13 protein-coding genes and 3 pseudogenes are annotated in these 19,462 nt (G+C 56.2%); 11 read left to right on the top strand and 5 right to left on the bottom strand.

All coding sequences use genetic code 11. The annotated features are described in order from the left end of the window. Positions 1–151: 151 nt before the first annotated feature. The 5 genes and pseudogenes from PSJ8397_RS14825 (at position 152) to PSJ8397_RS14810 (ending at position 3,847) form a co-directional block, all read left to right on the top strand. Positions 152–787, top strand: a complete 636-nt coding sequence (locus PSJ8397_RS14825; RefSeq protein WP_143515491.1) for a hypothetical protein — start codon at positions 152–154, stop codon at positions 785–787. Between the two features lie 202 nt (positions 788–989). Beyond that, positions 990–2,276, top strand: a complete 1,287-nt coding sequence (locus PSJ8397_RS14820; protein WP_085865394.1) for an FAD-dependent oxidoreductase — start codon at positions 990–992, stop codon at positions 2,274–2,276. Positions 2,277–2,505: 229 nt separating this feature from the next. Further along, positions 2,506–3,081, top strand: a pseudogene (locus PSJ8397_RS14815) (IS3 family transposase). Beyond that, positions 3,042–3,266, top strand: a complete 225-nt coding sequence (locus PSJ8397_RS17435) for an endonuclease toxin domain-containing protein (RefSeq protein ID WP_407691755.1) — start codon at positions 3,042–3,044, stop codon at positions 3,264–3,266. Before PSJ8397_RS14815 ends, PSJ8397_RS17435 begins: the two are co-directional and overlap by 40 nt. After that, the gene (locus tag PSJ8397_RS14810) at positions 3,263–3,847 is read left to right on the top strand and encodes a contact-dependent growth inhibition system immunity protein (protein WP_085865393.1); all 585 of its coding nucleotides are present in this window, start codon (positions 3,263–3,265) and stop codon (positions 3,845–3,847) included. The genes PSJ8397_RS17435 and PSJ8397_RS14810 overlap by 4 nt, the downstream gene beginning before the upstream one ends. A 216-nt stretch (positions 3,848–4,063) precedes the next feature. Here the strand turns inward: PSJ8397_RS14810 and PSJ8397_RS14805 are convergent, their stop codons facing one another. Further along, the gene (locus PSJ8397_RS14805; protein ID WP_085865392.1) at positions 4,064–5,182 is read right to left on the bottom strand and encodes an endonuclease/exonuclease/phosphatase family protein; all 1,119 of its coding nucleotides are present in this window, start codon (positions 5,180–5,182) and stop codon (positions 4,064–4,066) included. Between the two features lie 586 nt (positions 5,183–5,768). Here PSJ8397_RS14805 and PSJ8397_RS17430 point away from each other — a divergent pair. The 3 genes and pseudogenes from PSJ8397_RS17430 to PSJ8397_RS17280 form a co-directional block, all read left to right on the top strand. After that, entirely contained in the window at positions 5,769–5,972 is a 204-nt protein-coding gene (locus PSJ8397_RS17430; protein WP_407691754.1) for a DUF6538 domain-containing protein, read from the top strand. Positions 5,973–6,023: 51 nt separating this feature from the next. Further along, on the top strand, positions 6,024–6,182 hold the full coding sequence (locus PSJ8397_RS16915; RefSeq protein ID WP_159453156.1) for a hypothetical protein: 159 nt from the start codon (positions 6,024–6,026) through the stop codon (positions 6,180–6,182). 343 nt (positions 6,183–6,525) lie between these two features. Continuing rightward, positions 6,526–6,762: pseudogene (locus PSJ8397_RS17280) on the top strand (IS3 family transposase); the annotation flags it as partial. On the opposite strand, the pseudogene PSJ8397_RS17275 reads toward PSJ8397_RS17280, so the two are convergent. Beyond that, positions 6,745–7,258 (bottom strand): annotated as a pseudogene (locus tag PSJ8397_RS17275) (transposase); the annotation flags it as partial. The pseudogenes PSJ8397_RS17280 and PSJ8397_RS17275 sit on opposite strands and share 18 nt — an antisense overlap. Before the next feature lie 454 nt (positions 7,259–7,712). Between PSJ8397_RS17275 and PSJ8397_RS14780 the strand changes: the two are divergent. Continuing rightward, positions 7,713–11,990 (top strand): BapA prefix-like domain-containing protein, encoded by a 4,278-nt coding sequence (locus tag PSJ8397_RS14780; RefSeq protein WP_159453155.1) that lies wholly within the window; start codon positions 7,713–7,715, stop codon positions 11,988–11,990. Positions 11,991–12,138: 148 nt separating this feature from the next. Here PSJ8397_RS14780 and PSJ8397_RS14775 read toward each other — a convergent pair whose 3' ends face one another. After that, positions 12,139–13,401 carry a TolC family protein gene (locus tag PSJ8397_RS14775; RefSeq protein WP_085865388.1) on the bottom strand — a complete coding sequence of 421 codons (1,263 nt, stop codon included), beginning with the start codon at positions 13,399–13,401 and terminating at the stop codon, positions 12,139–12,141. A gap of 451 nt (positions 13,402–13,852) precedes the next feature. On the opposite strand from PSJ8397_RS14775, the gene PSJ8397_RS14770 reads away from it, so the two are divergent. Both PSJ8397_RS14770 and PSJ8397_RS14765 read left to right on the top strand, forming a co-directional pair. Next, on the top strand, positions 13,853–15,991 hold the full coding sequence (locus PSJ8397_RS14770; RefSeq protein ID WP_085865387.1) for a type I secretion system permease/ATPase: 2,139 nt from the start codon (positions 13,853–13,855) through the stop codon (positions 15,989–15,991). A gap of 1 nt (position 15,992) precedes the next feature. Then, complete coding sequence (locus PSJ8397_RS14765; RefSeq protein WP_085865386.1) at positions 15,993–17,153, top strand: HlyD family efflux transporter periplasmic adaptor subunit; 1,161 nt, start codon at positions 15,993–15,995, stop codon at positions 17,151–17,153. A 170-nt stretch (positions 17,154–17,323) separates the two neighbouring features. Here PSJ8397_RS14765 and PSJ8397_RS14760 read toward each other — a convergent pair whose 3' ends face one another. Together PSJ8397_RS14760 and PSJ8397_RS14755 are read right to left on the bottom strand one after the other, a co-directional pair. Further along, complete coding sequence (locus tag PSJ8397_RS14760; protein WP_159453154.1) at positions 17,324–18,235, bottom strand: LysR family transcriptional regulator; 912 nt, start codon at positions 18,233–18,235, stop codon at positions 17,324–17,326. A 476-nt stretch (positions 18,236–18,711) separates the two neighbouring features. Continuing rightward, positions 18,712–19,152, bottom strand: coding sequence for a type II secretion system protein GspD (locus PSJ8397_RS14755; protein WP_235000784.1), 441 nt, complete (start codon positions 19,150–19,152; stop codon positions 18,712–18,714). Positions 19,153–19,462: the final 310 nt, after the last annotated feature.

Here is a 19,462-nt window from a genome sequence, read left to right as displayed (position 1 = left end):
TGGCCGCACAGCACCTCAACCTGCCGCAACTTCGTGACAATCTCTTCCGGCTTGTGTCGTTTGATTCCCATATTTGATCCTCCGTTTCATAACTATACGGGCGGACCACTTCAGTGGGGGAGGATCAATTGATCCCGAAAGTTTGGATGTTTTGGCAGAAGTCCCTGTCAAAGAAGCTGTGTTCGGCCGGTTGATCGTCGGAACCCATGACGGGGCAGATTTTGTCTATATGCAGGGCGCAGAAAGCCTTTTCCGATATCGGTGGGACGGCGAAAGCCTTACTTTTGACGACGCTTGGGGTTCGGTGAGCGTTCTCGCAGACGGTCAGATCGCTGCCGCCTCGCCCAATGTGGGGACTGATTGGGTTTTCTTTCAAACCAATGGCGCACCATCGGAAGTTCCCATGTCGGTTTGGGCCGTATCGACGCACGAGAGCAGCGTCCGTCATACCATTCAGCCCTTTGCGGACCTGAGCTTTGACAAATCCTTCAACTTCTCGATGGGAACCTACGATCCGGTCAACAGCAGGGTCTATATCGCGGACGCTTGCGCAGGCTATCTCGCCGGCCTGAGTTTCGATCCCAACACCGGCTTTGATCGGCTTTGGCAAGAAGATCAAACGACCTTTGGCTACACCATGATCGTGGGGCCGCCTGAGGAACGCGTGTTTGTTGCGACAAATGTGATTGGCGCTGGCTCCCGCGTAAACCCTTTGTTGGCGCGCCGCGAAGAGGTCCTTTTCGTGATGCTGACGACGGTGCACTTCTCGCTCAAACCGAACGCTTAGATCGGATGAGCTTGGGCGCGAACATGGTTGCAGGATATAAAGGCCGCTTTTACTACCTCAGTGAGGACGGTCGCCTTCTCGAAATTTCGGTGCGCTAAGCCAATGATCCAACCTCTATACGTGACCATTTCCAAACCCGACTTCTGGTACTAGGCTCCTAGCGTTAGCGGCGTTCGCCGAATTCTCCGAGAGGCCCCAGGCCATGCAAAGACTTGAGAAAACAGATGTTCTGGTCATCGGTGGCGGGACCGCAGGCTTCGGCGCGGCAGTCGCCGCAGGGCGCCAAGGGCTGGATGTGACCCTTTTGGAAGCGACCAGCAAAATCGGTGGTGTGATGGCCTTTTGCCCCGGCATGCCATGGGGCGGGGGGTATCCAACGGACGAGATCGTTGGCGGGCTGATTGAAGAGCTGACAGAGCGCCTCATGGCGATGTCGCCGCCCGCCGCAGAAAAGCGGGCCTGCACGCTCGAAAACTTTGGCCCAGAAATTATCTACGACCACGACATCGCCACCATGACCATGTTCGAGATGCTCGAAGAAGCGAGCGTTCGAGTGCGGCTGGGGGCGATGGCGCTGTCGCCCAACATGGATGGCGAGAGGATTGCATCGGTCGCGTGCTGCGACAGGCATGGGCCGTTCACGATTAAGCCAAAAATCGTCATCGATTGCTCCGGTGATGGCGACATCTCGGCTAAGGCTGGCGTGCCTTATGTGCTCGGCGATGTGTCAGGCAATATGATGGCGGTGACGATTTCCTTTTTCATGATGGGGGTCGATTGGACCCAAGCTTTTGCCGACCCTGACCCATACTTTCGCAAATATGCGGCAAAAGGAATCGCGGAAGGTCGCCTGCACAAAGACCTCGAAATGCTCTACCTCATGCGCGGGTTTCACGAAGGATCGGTGTTCTGCAACTCGGTCCATATTCGCGGGGTGGATGGGACCGATCCTGTCGCCGTCGGCGCTGCCACCCAAAAGGGACGCCGCCGCTGTCACCAACTGGCAAAGTTCCTTCAAAGCGACGTGCCGGGGTTTGAGCGGGCCCATATGTCCATGCTGTCGCCGACCAGCGGCGTGCGCGAGACCCGCAAGTTGCAGGGCATGTATCGGCTGACTGGCGAGGACCTGGCCCGCGCGACCAAGTTCGAGGACGGGATCGTCGCCTGCGACAATCCCATAGACGATGTTATGCGGGCGGAGGGGGACATGACCCACGATGCCGCCATCGAAGACGGGCAATATTACACGATTCCCTTCCGCTCGCTCGTGCCCAAGGAAATCACCAACTTGATGTTCGCAGGCCGCATCCTGTCCGCAGACTCCACAGCTTTTGCTTCTGTACGCGGCATGCCACAGTGTATGACAATGGGACAGGCGACGGGAACGGCGGCTGCGATCGCTATCGAACTAAACCAGCCAACCCAGCGTGTTTCCATAGCCGAACTGGTACTCCAATTGTCTCAGCAAGGGATAAACCGATTGAGCTAATACTTAATTCTGACGGTGACTGATCAAACAACAGAATCCGGATTAGCGGCCGCAGCGAACGTCGCCTTTGGCGAGCCGCAGCGCAGCGAAAGTTAAAGCAGTCGAACGTCAGCAATGGGCCGTCCTAACGAACGGCCCAAGTTTCTAGATTTCAATAGCCTCTGAGTGGACCTGTCGCGGTTTGATGCCGCTCCTTTGATAGCATTTACTGCAATAAAGGAGACGAACTATGGGACTGAAACGGACGGACGAATTCCGAGCTGATGCGGTGCGTATTGCCCTGACCAGTGGGCTTACGCGTAAGCAGGTGGCAGACGATCTTGGCGTTGGCATGTCGACGCTGAACACATGGACCACAGCACATCGAGACACGAACGTGGTTTCGAAAGATGATTTAGAGCTCGCCCAAGAGAATGATCGGCTTCGACGTGAGAACCGGCTTCTTAAGGAGGAGAGGGAAATCTTAAAAAAGGGTGAGGCCATTTTCCGCCATTGGTCCGAGGACAATGGACGAACCAGTTCTTTGCGGGCCTAAAGCAATGAGATTTAGGTTTGTCGAAGAGCATAGGGCCAGAATGGTCTCAAGGTGTCCATGAGCGGCAAGGGTAATTGTTATGACAATGCAGCGGTCGAAACCTTCTTCAAGACGATCAAAGCCGAGTTGATCTGGCGACGATCATGGGCAACGAGGCGGCAGGCTGAGATCGCCATCTTCGAATACATCAATGGCTTCTACAATCCGCGTCGCCGCCACTCAGCACTGGGTTGGAAAAGCCCGGTCGCTTTCGAACGCAAGGTGGCCTAAACGAGCACTTGGGGCGGCACAAAAGCGGGACAGGTCCAGATTTGCGGGCGGGCATGATTGATAGTCAGCGCCTTTTGTTGGCTGTTCCGCGTGGAACCAACCGACAACAAATCATACAAATCGAAAGAGCCATCGAATACGCTTCGGACAATGGCGTAATTCTACAGGTGAGGTTTATTCAATGAAACGAAAAGTTCTGACCCCCGAAGAGGCTGGTGCCAAAATGCGGGCGAAATTTGCGAAGCTAGCCGAAGAGACAATTAGACGCCGCCCTCCCATCCCCGATCAAAAGCTGGCGTCGGTCGAAGCCTATCAGTTCTTCATCAATATCTACACAGAGCATCTCAGCGGGAACAGCGTGATTGACCCGGACAGCTATGATGCTTTCCTGGATCCAGCCTGCTCTAACGAAGAACTAGGACGATCCGCCCGACTGGCCCTTGCTGACAGCCGGATGATCGACCCGACGAGCGAAGAATCCGACCGGCTGAACGAAGCCCGGCGCAAGAATTTTGAACGGGCGGAGGCCGCCATGATGAAACGGGCAGGCGTGAAGACCTTCAAAGCCTTCTATCGCGGCTATACCGTTGCAACGCTACGCGAGATCCACGGCCAGATTGAGATCAAGGGGCACAAGCCCGTCACCCGCCGCGGCTATGATGGAATCCCGGGGCACGAAGCGCGTGTGGTCCCTGCTGATGCCTCGGACGCTGACCTTGGTGCCGCCATCCGCGCCGAACTCGCCATCAGCGCGAAGTATACCTGAGCACTTCTATTGCCGGGAACGCGACTTCGGTTGGCCCCTTGATATATGTGCGTTTGCGCAAAGGCCGATAAAAGTCGTTCAAAAAGACCAATGTCCGCTATAGGGGCTGCGACCGCAGCATCATGAACCATAGGCCAATGACCGCTTTGGGCCGAGCCCAACAAAGCCTTTGTGTCCCCAACGCGCTAATTCTGCATTTCTGGCAAATGGTGGCCGCTACATGCTGACGTCAACCCAAATGGCGTGGTGATCAGAAGCAACATGGATTTTCTTCTTGAGCTCCTTGTAGGTATCCCACCGCTTTGGTCTTGATCCTGGCCAAGCTCCTTTTCGGAAAACACCTGCGGCTGTGACTTTGTTGAACAACGCTGGCGACAGTAGGATGTAGTCAATCTTGTCGGTGTCATTCCCAAGCTTGTATGTTCCTTTTCCGGGAAACTCTCCAGTATCAAATGACACATGTTCTGAAACCTCGCGCAGGTCAGTGTCTTTTAGCAAAGGTTCCAGCGGATCACTGTCTGGTAAGTCGTTTAGGTCACCAAGGACAACGACGTTATCATATCCTTCATTCTTCAATCTCTCATAGTATGTGGCGACCGCGCTGGCTTGCGACTTTCGGCGGGCATCATTCGCTTTTTTTGAACCGTAACCTTTGCTTTTGAAGTGGTTCACAAGAAACCAAATTTTTTGGCCGGACGAAGTCTCCACAAGGAATTCTGGACAATCTCGACTAAATATTGGGTAGCCTTTTGAGTTCAGTTCATGAACATGACTTTGCATTAACGTTATGTCGTAGCCATTCTTAGTCATTAAACCGACGTCAATCCCGCGCCGATCATTGCCATCAATCATCATCACATGGGGATACGGTTGGCCACCGACGCGTTCTAGGACCTGGTCGCCAAACTCTTTAAGCGCGACTCGATCCTCTGCCTCTACCACCGCGAGTACGTCCGCATCGACATCGCGAATAACCCTTCCTGTATTATCTATTCCAATCTCGTTAACGGATTCACCGCGAAGCTCGAGCCATCCGATCCAATCATCTCGGCCATCAGCTATGATTTCGATGCCGCCTGACTTGGGTCGTTTCACCAATCGGCCCCGGTTGCGTCTAAGCGTGACATACTGCCCTGTGTCATCCTTCTCGAGGTCAAGTTCGATCATCAGGTTGGCCATCTTGGCTTTGTTGGTCTTTGAGTAAGATTCCTCTTCAAGTAACGAGGTAAGTTCAGAATAGGCGTCAAGTACAGGTTGTCCGTCGTCCCAATTTTCTAGGTTCATAATCCGAGCGCGATCAAATAGATTTTCGACATTAAACGCAGCAATCCTCATTGAAATTCCCCTTATGTTCGACGTTGCTTCATTCGAGATACATCACGGCAGGGCTAACCCAATGTTCACCCAGCTATGTCCGAAGCATCCCTGGCTGTCGCAATCGCACTTTAAAAAAGTAATTGTAACGCGGAGCTACTGATCTCTCAAGCGCGGCGAATGTCCGCAAAAAGGGCTGCGAGCGCAGCATTTGGACCTGCTCGTAAATGGCAGCAATGGGCCTATGTCTTCTCCTGATGCATGTGAGATTTACCAGCGTCCTCCCCCCTGCCCAGATATCATTATAGCGACCAACGTTTAACCCTCTTCAATTGACGACAACGCCTCTATGTGCAACACGACTGCATCACGTTGTGAAGCGTTGCGAAATTTTTTACTGCAAACACAATGGGTTAAGAAATCCGCTGGGAATCCTACCATCCCAGCCAGCTTCAACCTAAGTCTTTGATTTATATGGGGCCGTTCTGGTGCGTAGTTAGGTTTTATCCCACCGCTACACATCTATGCGACACATCAGTGCGCACATGATGCCTGTTGGCACGCGCTGGCCGTGAATTTTTCCGATGCTCAAAACGGAGCGTCGAAGATGCAACGCCTCAATCATGTGACCAGGCGCGGGGCTGTTTATGTCTGGCGACGGCGTCTACCTGTTGGAAGTGGAATAAGAGGCCAATTCATTCAAATCAGCCTGCGGACGCACAGGTTTTCCACAGCAAAGAACCTTGCCGGGATAGTAAACAGAGCATTTTGCGCCTCTATACTGAGCTCCCCCCCGAAATTCGGACACTGACGTAAGCTGCGATTTGTTGTCTGCTGATCTTCAACGAAAAGGAGATCAGAGATGTCGAAACGGAAGAACCACAACCCTGAGTTCAAGGCAAAAGTCGCGCTGGACGCGTTGAAGGGCGAGCGCACGGTGGCTGAACTTGCCACCCAGTTTGGTGTGCATCTATTACCGACAGTGCAGTCGCAAAGCGAATGTCACGTAAGGCCACCATGATCCACGCCTGGAAACGGGCGTTGCTTGAAGGCGCGTCCGGCGTATTCGAGTGAGGCGGAAAGAAAGCCCCAGAAATCGACGACGAGCAGATGAAAGACCTGCACGCCAAGATCGGGTGAATTGGCGGGTGAACGCCATTGGTTTGAGAAAACCCGCCAATGCCGTCGCCAACGGTACGGGGGCTTTCGCGGCCCCGCTGGGGCCACGGTCCCCCTAGCTTTGTCACGAAAGCTCAAGCCCTGGGGCCTGAAGTGAGGCGCGGCATGAGTGAAAAGGACAATCCGAGCCTATCGATCACTGCCCGGCAGGGTCATGCGCAGCATGATCCCGAGAGGGAGGCACGCAATGCAAGCTGCTGTCGATTTCGCGGTCGTCGATTTATTACCAACCCAAGGGTGAAACGGCGATGAACCTGATGCTCATGCGCCAGATCGACGAGCAGTTCCTGGAAACGCCATTCTTCGGCGTCCGCCAGATGACTTGGCATCTGCGCAACGACGGGTATCTGGTCAATGAAAAGCGGATCAGGCGGCTGATGCGGCTGATGCGGCTCATGGGTTTGACGCCGATCTTCAAACGCACGCTGGCTTAACGGTTCCTTAACCCATGCATAAAAACCGCTCGGATGAACGCTCAGCATTTGGCAAAGAACCCGGACAGAATGCTGCTGGCGATGCGCGTCCCCTCTCGGCAGATTTGCTGGGCAAATCGCCTGCCGGGCAATGGATAAACGCGTACTTCACTTTGCATCCCTGGCGAAGTACGCGCTCGGCATTGTCTTCGGACCAATGGCGGACAAGCCTCACCCTTTTTAAGATGTCACGTTCCTCCGTGACCCGGGCCAGCTCTTTCTTCAGCCGCCTGACCTCAGCCTCCTGGTCGGTTTGCCTTTGTGGCTTCGAGAACCTCGCCATCCAAGTGTACAGAGACTTGGTGCCCCCTCTCGGCATCTTTTCTTTCAGAAAAGAGCCTGCCGGTCAGCGGATCCCGATCCGCTCAGCCACTTCCTTGACCGAATAGCCCCGCTCCGTGACCTGCGTCACCGCGTCGATCTTGAACTCATCTGAGTAACGAATTTGCCCTTACATATGCGTCGTCCTTTGCGTCCAAAATGACCAAGCAAAGCGTCTAAAAATCTAGGGGCACCTCTGTCTGGATAACTGGCGCAAATGTCTCTCCCTCAGGAATCCGATTTTGGCGTTAGAGCCAAACCCGCACTGTCTGGACGGGTCATGTCAGGACGCTGCCGCGCTTTGGGCGAGTTCATGCCGATCATAACCTTTTTGTGTCCGGCCGTCAGGCGCGACTGCAGGGGCAAAAACGGCCTGCCAGACCCTTAAAATATAATGATAATTCAACGGCTAAATACTTTTACCCTTCTGAAAGAAGTCCGTCATTCGTCCAGGTTATATGCCGGATAATATGTTTGAATTTCAAATCAAAGATCCCTTCGTGGGAGACGCTCTAAAGCGGTGCGAAGGATTCAGCCGAGCCGCCTTTCGAATGAAATTCAAACCGGGAGTACCCGCTATGCCGACTATCGTTAACAAAGAAACCAATGCCGTAACCAACATTGAGGCCGCGGCAGGTCGCGTTGTCATCGTTTCCCCTTCGGATATCTATCTCGATCTTGCCTCAGGCGAAATTGCTGACGTGGCCCGGTCCGGCGACGATCTGATCCTGACGCTCGCCAACGGTGAGATTTTGGTCCTTCAGGATTTTTATGCTTTCGACGAGCCATTGGTGTTCGAAACTGCCGCACCCGTTGCAGGCGATGATGACTTTACGTTCCTGTTGGCCGGTTTGGGGGCTTCAGGACTTGCGGTCGCGGCAGCAGCCGGTGGCGGGTCTGGTGGTGGGAACCTCGAAGACCCGGCGCCTGAAAATGATCCGCTTGCCAGCATTGCCAACTTCGCTGAAAACGATGCTGAAAATCCTGCGCCTACGGTTGAGACCTTCGAGGCGGCTCGTGTTGCGGGTGTGACGCCGCAGAACCTGACACAGATCATTGAGGCCATCGCTGCCGTCGAAGGCGTGGATGCGGACACGGTCGAGGAAGTGCAGGCCATCGTCGATGGCGTCAACAACCCGCCCGTTGATCCGGCGCAGGAGGCGCTCGACATCATCACGGCCTACGCCGAGGACGACATCAACAACCCCGCGCCCGAGGTGGACACCTATTCCACTGCTGGCGTGGTGGGCGTGACGCCGGAGAACCTGGAGCAGGTCAACGCCGCCATCGCCGCTGTCGAAGGCGCGGACGCCGACACGGTCGAGGAAGTGCAGGCCATCGTCGATGGGGTGAACAACCCGCCCGTTGATCCGGCGCAGGAGGCGCTCGACATCATCACGGCCTACGCCGAAGACGACATCAACAACCCCGCCCCGACCGTCGAAAACTTTGAGACGGCTGGCGTGAACGGTGTCGATGCCGACAACCTGGAACAGGTCAACGCCGCCATCGCCGCCGTCGAAGGCGTGGATGCCGACACGGTCGAGGAAGTTCAGGCCATCGTTGATGGTGTGAACGCTCAGATCGACGCGCTGGAGATCATCACCAACTTTGCCGAGGATGAGATCAACAATCCCGCACCCGAGGTGGACACCTATTCCACCGCCGGTGTGGTCGGCGTGACGCCGGATAACCTGGAACAGGTCAACGCCGCCATCGCTGCCGTCGAAGGCGTGGACGCCGACACGGTCGAGGAAGTCCAGGCCATCGTCGATGGGGTGAACAACCCGCCCGTTGATCCGGCGCAGGAGGCGCTCGACATCATCACGGCCTACGCCGAAGACGACATCAACAACCCCGCACCGACCGTCGAAAATTTTGAAACGGCTGGCGTGAACGGTGTCGATGCCGACAACCTTGCGCAGGTCAACGAGGCCATCGCCGCCGTCGAAGGCGTGGATGCGGACACGGTCGAGGAAGTGCAGGCCATCGTCGATGGCGTCAACAACCCGCCCGTTGATCCGGCGCAGGAGGCGCTCGACATCATCACGGCCTACGCCGAAGACGACATCAACAACCCCGCGCCCGAGGTGGACACCTATTCCACTGCTGGCGTGGTGGGCGTGACGCCGGAGAACCTGGAGCAGGTCAACGCCGCCATCGCCGCTGTCGAAGGCGCGGACGCCGACACGGTCGAGGAAGTGCAGGCCATCGTCGATGGGGTGAACAACCCGCCCGTTGATCCGGCGCAGGAGGCGCTCGACATCATCACGGCCTACGCCGAAGACGACATCAACAACCCCGCCCCGACCGTCGAAAACTTTGAGACGGCTGGCGTGAACGGTGTCGATGCCGACAACCTGGAACAGGTCAACGCCGCCATCGCCGCCGTCGAAGGCGTGGATGCCGACACGGTCGAGGAAGTTCAGGCCATCGTTGATGGTGTGAACGCTCAGATCGACGCGCTGGAGATCATCACCAACTTTGCCGAGGATGAGATCAACAATCCCGCACCCGAGGTGGACACCTATTCCACCGCCGGTGTGGTCGGCGTGACGCCGGATAACCTGGAACAGGTCAACGCCGCCATCGCTGCCGTCGAAGGCGTGGACGCCGACACGGTCGAGGAAGTCCAGGCCATCGTCGATGGGGTGAACAACCCGCCCGTTGATCCGGCGCAGGAGGCGCTCGACATCATCACGGCCTACGCCGAAGACGACATCAACAACCCCGCACCGACCGTCGAAAATTTTGAAACGGCTGGCGTGAACGGTGTCGATGCCGACAACCTGGAGCAGGTCAACGCCGCCATCGCCGCTGTCGAAGGCGTGGATGCCGACACGGTCGGTGAGGTCCAGGCCATTGTGAACAACGTCAACAATCCGCCCAGCCCTGAACTGAGCATCGGCGACATCGCAGCTGACGACAATGATGCAGGCTTTGTGATCCGAGGCGTGGACGCGGGCGACCGGTCCGGTGGGTCGGCCAGCAATATTGGCGACGTCAATGGCGATGGGCTTGATGACTTTGTGATCGGTGCAGTCCGCGCTGACCGCAATGGCACAGACTCAGGCACGGCCTATGTGGTTTTCGGTCAGGAGGGCGGCGTTTCTGTCGATCTGTCTGACATCGAAAACGGCATCGGGGGCTTTGTGATCAATGGTGAGGCCGACAATAACAACGCTGGCTTCTCTGTCAGCGGCGGTGGCGACATCAACGGCGACGGTTTGGCCGATATCATCGTGGGTGCACCGTTCAACTTTGGGGGCGGGAGTGCTTCCGGCGCTGGATATGTCGTTTTTGGTAAAGGGGACACCAGAGCGGTTGATCTTGATACATTTGATCCTCTCATTAAGCTGCCCGGTGCGGCCGCAGGTGACGAGGCGGGTACGTCAGTGGCCAGTGCGGGTGACGTCAACGGCGACGGGTTCGATGACTTCATCGTCGGCGCACCCGGTGGTGCGGACGGGGCGGGCGAGAGCTTTGTTGTCTTTGGCGGCGAAGGTCTGACTGCGGTCGATCCTGCCGATATTCAGGCTGGAACCGGTGGCTTTACCATCGTTGGTGCAAACGCAGGCGACGCCGCTGGCGCTTCTGTCAGCAGTGCAGGCGACGTCAACGGCGATGGGTTTGACGATCTGCTGATCGGTGCACCAGATGCAGACACAAGCTTTGTCGTCTTTGGCGGTGCCGATATCAGCACGACCATTGACCTTGGCGATATTTCTCAGGGCACTGGTGGCATTGTGATCGGAGGCGCCGATATCGGCGATGATTTCGGGCGCTCAGTCAGTGCGGCCGGGGACGTGAACGGTGATGGTATCTCTGACTTCATCATTGGTGCACCGGTTGCGCAGGCCAATGGCAATAATGCCGCCGGTCAGAGCTTTGTCGTCTTCGGTTCGACCAATCTGACAGACGTCAACATCCTTGATATCGAGGCGGGCATCGGTGGCTTTGTGATCAATGGCGCAAGACGCGATGACGACTCTGGCATCTCGGTCAGCGGGGCAGGCGACATCAACGGTGACGGTCTGGATGACTTGATCGTAGGTGCAACGGACGTCGATCTTGTGGACCCAGAGCGCGTGAACAACGTCGGTGCAGGCTTCGTTGTCTTCGGTAAGGAAGATGGCACAGCGGTCGATCTGAATGATGTGATCGAAGGCAACGGTGGCTTTGTCGTCAACGGCAACATCTCAGGCGATCGGGCTGGCAGTGCCGTCAGCGGTGCGGGCGATGTCGATGGTGACGGTTTCGACGATCTGATCGTCGGGTCCTCGCTGGCAGATGGTGAAGACGGCCAAGCGGTCGGAAACACCTTCCTCATCTTCGGCGGCGGTTTCGGGTCCGAGGCCACGCAAGTGGGCACCGAGGGCAACGACACGCTGACTGGCAGCACGGCGGTAGATCGTTTGGTTGCAGGCAACGGCGATGACGTCGTGATCGGTGGCGGCGGTGCAGATGTTCTGCGCGGCGGGGCCGGTGACGATGTGCTGGCAGTGTCCGATCTGGACTTTGCCGATATCGACGGGGGAACCGGCACCGATACGCTTCGCCTTGATGGCACGGGCCTCACGCTGGATCTGACGGCTGTCGGTGACGAAGAGATCGCCGGGATCGAGCAGATCGACCTCAATGGTGGTGGCAACACGCTTGGGTTCGAGTTGAGCGACCTGCTCAACATCTCGGACGACAGCAACACGTTGCGCGTCTTCGGTGAGGACAATGACACTGTCGATCTGGCCGATGGCTTTACCGCCAACGGATCGGTCACAGATGGCGGCGTGACCTTCAACGTCTTCGAAAATGGCCAGGCCATTGTCGAGATCGAAGACACCGTTTCTGTCATCTAAACGAAAACACGGGACGCCGGTCAGGATCATGATCGGCGTCCCGTTCCTTTCGACGTCCGATCACATCAGCACGGCGTGCCGCGCCATAGAACCTTCGGACGTGCCTCATCTTACCCTTTGATTTTGGTCAACCGCCCTGCTGGGGCTGTCATTCAAATGCCGGGATCAAGCTTCCGGATAGACGCGCCAGCTCCAGCTGCGCTTCCTTCAGCTGAAATTCCAGATCAATTTGCGACTCCGTTGTGGCTTGCACCGTATCGATCAGGCTCACCGCATCGGTGATGTTCGCTTCGCCAGCGAGGAACAAGTCCTCAAATCCTGCCAACCGGTTGCGTGCCTGGGATGCAAGCGCCCCCGCCCTGACCTGTTGGGCCTGCAGGGCGTTCACCTCCTGCAGAATCTGGCGAATGCGCAATTGAGCATCTTGTTTGGCATCCTCCAACTGCAGTTCGGCCAGCCTCAGATCCTCTTCGGCGATGCGCAGGTTCGTATTGCCGCCAATTGTGATCGGATCATTCACCGACACATCAATGCCCAGGTTGTCGGTCGGCAACCCGGTCGCCGGATCAAATCCCGCGCTGGCCACTGCGGTGACCTGGGGGCGCGCGTTGGAGCGCGCGACTTCGAGTGCGCTGCGCTGATTTTCGCGTTCGGCCAAGGCCTCCATCACCGAAAGCGGGATACGGTCCTGCAGCAGGTTGAGGTCCCGCGGCGGGATTTGTAACAATTGCGCGTCAAGATTGCTTAGCCGGGCCAGGGCCAATTCGGCACTCGATTGGGCAATGGCGATATCGGTTTGAACTTCCGCCAATTGAAACTCAAACAACGAAACTTCATTCGCGCGTCCGATACCACCGCTGCGACGGGTATTGGCAAGATCCAAAAGGTCTTCCAGTTCCCGTGAGAATTCACGCAGAATAGAAATCGTTTTCAGATTTCGGTGATAATCGAGATAAAAATTGATGTCTTCCGCGACTTCGTCGGTCAGCTCGGCCAGGTTTTCGATTTCCCGGGCGATGGCCGCGGTCTGTCCCGAATACTGCTGCGCGGATGCCGCGCCGCCGTCATACAAGCTTTGCGATACATTGATCGTCAAAGAGGCCGATCCAGTCGATCTGAGTTGGGCACCGGGCCGAAACTGCGGATAGCGAATTTGCTGCGAGCCAAAGTTTGACAGCTGTAACTGACGTGCATTCCCCTCGAACAAGAACCGAAGTTCGTCAAAATTCTGGGCAATGATGGCGGCATAGGGATCCGGTTGTTCGACAAGGAGGTTGAAATCGCCGGCCATTTCCGGATCAGACCGTTCGATAAGCGGTGCGGCCACCGGATCCAGCTCAGGGTCGGTTGGGATCGGAACCAGTGTACACGCACCCGTACACATCAATAGGGTAACTGCAATTTTCCTCATCACCGAGAGTCTAAATCACGCTTTCGAAAACTTCGCTACAAAGAGTTTTAAGGTTTTGTCCGACTGCGACAAAATTGAATCGCAATTCAGTCAGAGCCGATCAAAATTAATCTCATAAGTATCTGAAATTTTAAAGTTTTATATGTCTTAGCGACACATCGTTGGTGGCTCCGAAACGACCAGTGCCTCCCCGATACTGTCCATCAACAGTTGGTGTAGCGAGAGCGCAATGCAATCCGGAGACGTCCATATTCCGCCAAATGCGCGCAAAAGGTCGGGCCGTTTCACCTGCTTTGGCAGCCCCCATTTATGAGGTGGTTCAAGGTGCTCAGGTTATACCGAACATAAGAACAATGAATTTCCTTATCCGTTTGGCTTGGTGCACATACAGCGACAGACGGGGGACATCGTCAAAGGGGGCTGAAACTGTAAAAGTAAGTGCGAGTCCGATATGCAATCCAACAATGTCTACTTTCTGCCCGACGCGAAAAAAAATGGTCATGAATCCGATCTGCTGAGTGGATTGGTTCAGTATCTGGGCTTGATCGGAAAGCCCATCACAAGTGAAGAGCTGATTGCGGGTCTGCCTGTCACGCTCGAAGACTTTGGCGTTGATGATGTGCGCCGCGCCATACAGCGGATCGGATATTCCAGCACTGTAAAATCTGTCGGACAGCTCACGGCACGCGACCTGCCCGCGTGTATAAAGACACATGATGGCCGTTTTCTGACCGTTCTTCGCATGGACGGACAGAACTTTGTCATCGCGCATCCTGTTCTGGATGATGCGGTATGGATCCGCACCAGGGAACAGATGCAGGAAGACTATGCGGGACTGTGCATTATTGCGGCCCCCAGCACAGAAGCGCTGGAGGCAAAGCATATCGGCAAGACGGCCCGCGGGCATTGGTTCTGGCGGCATATCTTCCGGCAGAAATGGCTGTCCATCGAGATTGTTCTGGCGACCTTGGTCGCGAATTGTCTGGCAATCGCGGTCTCCTTGTTCTCGCTTCAGGTTTACGATCGTGTCATCCCGAACGCCTCTTTTCAGACATTGTGGGTCCTTGCGATCGGTGCTGCCATCGCCATCGTGTTTGAGACGGTTTTACGCATCTCACGGGGACGGCTGATCGACGATATGGGACGTCAGGTCGAGATCAACGCAAGCGCCGAGCTGATGTCGTCCCTGCAGGGTATGCGCATGAATGAGCGCAGCGCAGGCCCCGCCGCACTTGGCTCCATGATGCGTGAATTTTCCTCCGTGCGTGAATTTTTCACAGCGACATCAATGGGGTCTATTGCCGACATCCCCTTTGTCGCGGTGTTCCTTGGCATCATCTATATGATCGCCGGACCAGTGGTGGCGGTCGTGATGACAGGTGTCTGTCTGATCGTTCTTCTCAGCGTCCTCACCCGCGGCAGGCTGAACCGCCTGTCACAAGAGATGCAGGGAACAAATTCGGCGCAGGCCCGGGTCTTGAATGAGGTGACCTATGGTGCAGAAGCCATCAAGTTGAACCGGGCGGAGAACAAGTTTCAGTCTGACTGGGAAGACATCGTGCATGTCATGTCCGATAAAACTCAATCCATGCGGGCAACCGCGGCGACGCTGGCATATGTGTCACAAGGCCTCCAGCAGGCGGCGTATATCTCTGTCGTGGTGGCCGGGGTCTACATGGTTCTGGCGGGTGAATTCACTGTCGGTGCGATCATCGCGATGAGCATCCTGACCACGCGGACCATTGCGCCGATCACCCAACTTTCGGGCGCTATCGCCAAATGGCAACAGGTGAAAGTCGCCCTGAAGGGGCTGACATCCATCACGAGTGCCCGGCAAGAACGCGTCGCTGGTCGGCAGTATTCGCGGCGCGATGTCTTGCACGGAACGATAGAGATCGAGAACCTGCGGTTTGCCTATGCACAGGACCAGGATACGGTTCTATCGGTGACCAAGTTCGACGTGTCGGCTGGGGAAACCATCGGGATGCTGGGCCGAAATGGATCCGGCAAGTCAACGCTGCTCAAGATCCTGTCCGGACTTTACGATTTTGATACAGGAGATGTGCGGATTGATGGGCTGGAAATGCGCCAGATTGATCCAGTGACCCTGCGCCGTAACATCGGGTTCCTGACACAGGATGTGACCTTGTTCACAGGCACCCTGCGCGAAAATCTGACGCTTGGTCCGACATCGGCCGACGAAGGCATGCTGATGACAGCACTGGAGTTTTGCGGCTTGAAAAAGATGGTGGATCGGCATCCGCTTGGTCTGGACATGCCGGTGTCTGACGGGGGTGCAGGCCTGTCGGTCGGCCAACGTCAGTCTCTCGGTCTGGCGCGGATCTACCTCGCGGATCCACAGATCGTTCTGCTGGATGAACCGACGGCAGCGATGGATCAGAACCTGGAGCGCGACGTGATCGAGGCTTTGCGTGGCTGGCTGAAAGGGCGGACGTGCATTCTGACGACACATCGCACCGACATCGTATCGCTTTGTGACAAAGTGGCCGTGATGGAAGGCGGGAAAGTGGCGCTTTACGGGGACCGTGACGACGTTTTGGGAAAATTGAGCAGAAAGCAAGGAGCGTAACATGAGAGCATCTGGGAGCAGAAAACGCCGCAGCAGTGCGACCTTGGTTTGGGTCCTTGCGGCTTTTGTAACGGTCTTCGTCATCTGGGCGCGCAATGCACCCCTTGATGAGATCGTGCGCGGCCCCGGGGTATTGGTGCCGTCCAGCAGCAATCAAATCGTGCAGAGCCTTGAGGGCGGCATTCTCGAAGAGATCAATGTCGGTGAAGGCGATTTTGTCGAAGAAGGCCAGATCATCGCGCGCCTGAACGAGACCCAATACCGCGCGGACGTGCGCGATTTTGAAGGCCAGATTTTGGCAATCGACGCGCGGCTGGACCGGTTGCGGGCCGAACTTTCCGGTGTGACAGACTTTAGTCTGGACGATCGGTTTTGGCAGGCGGACCCGATTTTGGCGCAATCCGAGGTGCAGCTTTTCGAAGCGCGCCTGTTTGACCATGAGACGGCCATCACCTCGGCCCGCGACAAGGTTGATCTGGACGCCCGTCAGGTCAGTTTGCTGGACGACCTTGTGGCCAAGAACGCGGTGCCCGAAATTGACTTGATAAACGCGCAATCGGCGGCACTGGACAGCCAGGCCTTGTTGGACCAGTTGACGGCGGAATTTCAACTGGACCGGGCGGATGAAATCTCAGAGCTTTTGACCGAAAAAGCGCGTCTTGAGGCACAGATCGCGCAAAGCCGTGACCAGCTTTTGCGATCGACGTTGCGGTCGCCAGCAAATGGGATTGTAAATACGATCTTCACAACGACAGTTGGTGGCGTTGTCCAACCGGGCGAGCCCATCTTTGAAATCACGCCCCAGAATGACGAGCTGTTGATCGAGGTGCGCATTCGCCCCGCCGATATCGCATTTGTCACGCCGAACATGCCGTCCACAATCAAGCTGACCGCCTATGATTTCACAATCTATGGCAGCCTTTATGGCGAGGTGGCGCAAATCAGTGCGGACACGTTCGAGGATGAAGAGACGGCAGATGCAGAACCATACTATAAGGTCCTTGTTGCGATTGACCCCGCAAGCCTCATAGGTCGGCAAGAGATCTTCGATATCCGTCCGGGCATGCTGGCGTCGGCAGAGCTGCATGTGGGCGAAAAGACCGTGATGCAATATCTGATCAAGCCTTTGATCAAGGCGAACGAGGCTTTGCGTGAACCATAAAATCAGCCGTACGCCCGGTATTGCGCGTATCCCTGTCCCGCGGGAGCGGCCATATCGCCATCGCCCGCCGCACATCCCCAACATGAAGCTGACGGGCGATTCCCAATCGGTTTGAAAATGCAGATATGCGGAAAGGCCTCACCCCTGCCCGTTGTGAGGACAGGCCCCATTCAAACAGGCGAAGCCCCCCCGGGCGGTTGCTGCGATATATAGTCATACATCTTTTTCAGGATTGAAAACCGAGGGCAATTGGGACGGGACACCGCACCAATGCAGCGGGTATTTCCAGGCCCCGCAAAAGGCACAAAGGACATCCCCCAGTCCTCAACCTGCATGAACTCCGCGGCCACTGACGAGACAATCGTCACGCTATCGGAGTAACGGAGATGGCGACATACCGTATCAAACCGCGCAGCTGAAAGATCGAACGCTTTGTTGCTCTTTTCAGCATTGTCGGAGACCGGGAGCCGCGCCTCAAGATCATACCCGAAGGAATAGGGCAAACGGATAAGATCATCGGCTGGAACGTCTTCGACGAAGATCTGGGGACGGTTTTCCAATGGATGCCCGCGGCGCATCGCCAGCATCAGCCTTTCTTTCCAGACGGGTGTGAAATCGAGGGCATTGCTTCGATTTGCTTGTGCGAGGAGGGCCGTATCCAACTCGTAATTTGCAACCTTTTTCAACATGCTGTCCGGCAGATCTTCGACCATAATGACGCGCATATTGGGAAAGGTGGCGCCAAACAGATCAGACAGATAGCGTGTAAGATATGGCGCCAAAGCCGGCGTTACTCCGACCCGGAGGGGGAGCGCTTCCGGGTCACGATATTCGGTTGCCAGGTCTTTGATTTTTTGCACGTTCAGCTGCACCAGAGATGCGATTTCTGCAATACGCGCACCGCCAACGGTCGGGCGCACCTCTCCGGGCAACCGCAAAAACAGATCTATTCCCAATTCAAGTTCAAGCTTCTTGATCTGGTTCGAAAGGGCGGGCTGCGATACGTTGCATCTCTCAGCAGCAATACTGAAGTTTCTGTTCTGAACCACTGCCAAGACATATTCGAGATCCCGTAAATTCATGGCTTGGTCCGTGATCCTTCCGAATTCACCATATATGTAAGCAGGGTATCGTCGATTCCACCTATCGCTCAATTCACGTTTCCGCGTGCCAAATCGGACTTGATGATCTTGAAGAACGTTTTGACGGCCGCGCTGCCCTTGCCACTCATCGACGCCTTGACGCCATGCTGACATAGAAGTCGCTGATAATCGGGAGAACAACTTGCGACCCACGATCCGTATTCCGTCCAGACCATTCGATCCGAACGGAAGGGGACCAAGATCCCGTCACGTTCTGGCGGCATGGCGGCAAACGGAGGGGTCAGCGTCACGTCCACAACCCGCTAAGGCGCAGCGTTCTTTGCCCGGTCGCATCCATGAAACGAAACAGCGGCAACGTGATCCGCAGCTTCAGTAAAGGCCCTAGTAAAGGCCCTGTATCTCCAGCGGAAGATTTCGCACTTCGGTTTCGTTCAGGATAGAACGGGGCGGCTCGGTTATGTCGGCGGTTTGCAACCGGTTATAGCGTTGCTGCGCAGGATGGTGGGGCGCAAGAAGACGAACAGCGTCCGGTTGGTTTCGCGCGCGTTGCGGGACCGGAACAATTCACCGACCAGCGGCACATCGCTTAGCCCTGGAACACGGCTTTCTCCGCTGGTGCAGTCGTCCGTGATCAGCCCGCCCAGCGCCACCGTGCCCCGATTGTCCGCCATCACAGTCGTGTTGATCACCCGGCGGTTGGTCACAAGATCGGCGGCCCTTTCGACATTGGCATTCGTAAGGCTGGAGATCTCCTGCTCGATCACCAATTGAACAACGCCGCCAGCGGTGATGCGGGGCACGACGTTCATGGTGATGCCCACATCGCGCCGTTCAATGGTTGTGAAAGGTGTGGCCGTGTTGCCGTCTGTGGCAAAGCTGCCCGTGCAGAAGGGCACGTTCTGGCCCACTGCGCAATCGGATAGTGACCTTTACGCCCGCTGCGGACCGGATCAGCACTTTTCGGTATTACGGCCATACGGATACAGGCAACTGCATACCGTCGTGGGGTGTCGCGAAATTTTTATGCGGACGAAAACAATGGGTTACGAAATCCCTTGGGAACCCCGCCATCCCAACCGGAAAAGTCCCCAATCATAGAAAACGCCTTTGTGCCGCAAGCGAGCGGTGAACGCCCGCGGCATCGCGCAGTCAATCTTGCCTGATGTTGACGCTGCAGCGCGACGGTGTGCGTCGCACGCGAACCGC

This window comes from Pseudooctadecabacter jejudonensis, from assembly GCF_900172275.1.
In the GTDB taxonomy this organism is placed as follows: Bacteria; Pseudomonadota; Alphaproteobacteria; order Rhodobacterales; family Rhodobacteraceae; genus Octadecabacter; species Octadecabacter jejudonensis.
This window is presented reverse-complemented; position numbering and strand designations above follow the sequence as displayed.

Excerpts from the sequence above, each read along its gene's own strand:
- PSJ8397_RS14820 (WP_085865394.1), top strand. The coding sequence starts at position 990 with ATGCAAAGACTTGAGAAAACAGATGTTCTGGTCATCGGTGGCGGGACC.
- PSJ8397_RS14810 (WP_085865393.1), top strand. The coding sequence starts at position 3,263 with ATGAAACGAAAAGTTCTGACCCCCGAAGAGGCTGGTGCCAAAATGCGG.
- PSJ8397_RS14805 (WP_085865392.1), bottom strand. The coding sequence starts at position 5,182 with ATGAGGATTGCTGCGTTTAATGTCGAAAATCTATTTGATCGCGCTCGG.
- PSJ8397_RS17430 (WP_407691754.1), top strand. The coding sequence starts at position 5,769 with ATGCAACGCCTCAATCATGTGACCAGGCGCGGGGCTGTTTATGTCTGG.
- PSJ8397_RS16915 (WP_159453156.1), top strand. The coding sequence starts at position 6,024 with ATGTCGAAACGGAAGAACCACAACCCTGAGTTCAAGGCAAAAGTCGCG.
- PSJ8397_RS14780 (WP_159453155.1), top strand. The coding sequence starts at position 7,713 with ATGCCGACTATCGTTAACAAAGAAACCAATGCCGTAACCAACATTGAG.
- PSJ8397_RS14775 (WP_085865388.1), bottom strand. The coding sequence starts at position 13,401 with ATGAGGAAAATTGCAGTTACCCTATTGATGTGTACGGGTGCGTGTACA.
- PSJ8397_RS14770 (WP_085865387.1), top strand. The coding sequence starts at position 13,853 with ATGCAATCCAACAATGTCTACTTTCTGCCCGACGCGAAAAAAAATGGT.
- PSJ8397_RS14765 (WP_085865386.1), top strand. The coding sequence starts at position 15,993 with ATGAGAGCATCTGGGAGCAGAAAACGCCGCAGCAGTGCGACCTTGGTT.
- PSJ8397_RS14760 (WP_159453154.1), bottom strand. The coding sequence starts at position 18,235 with ATGAATTTACGGGATCTCGAATATGTCTTGGCAGTGGTTCAGAACAGA.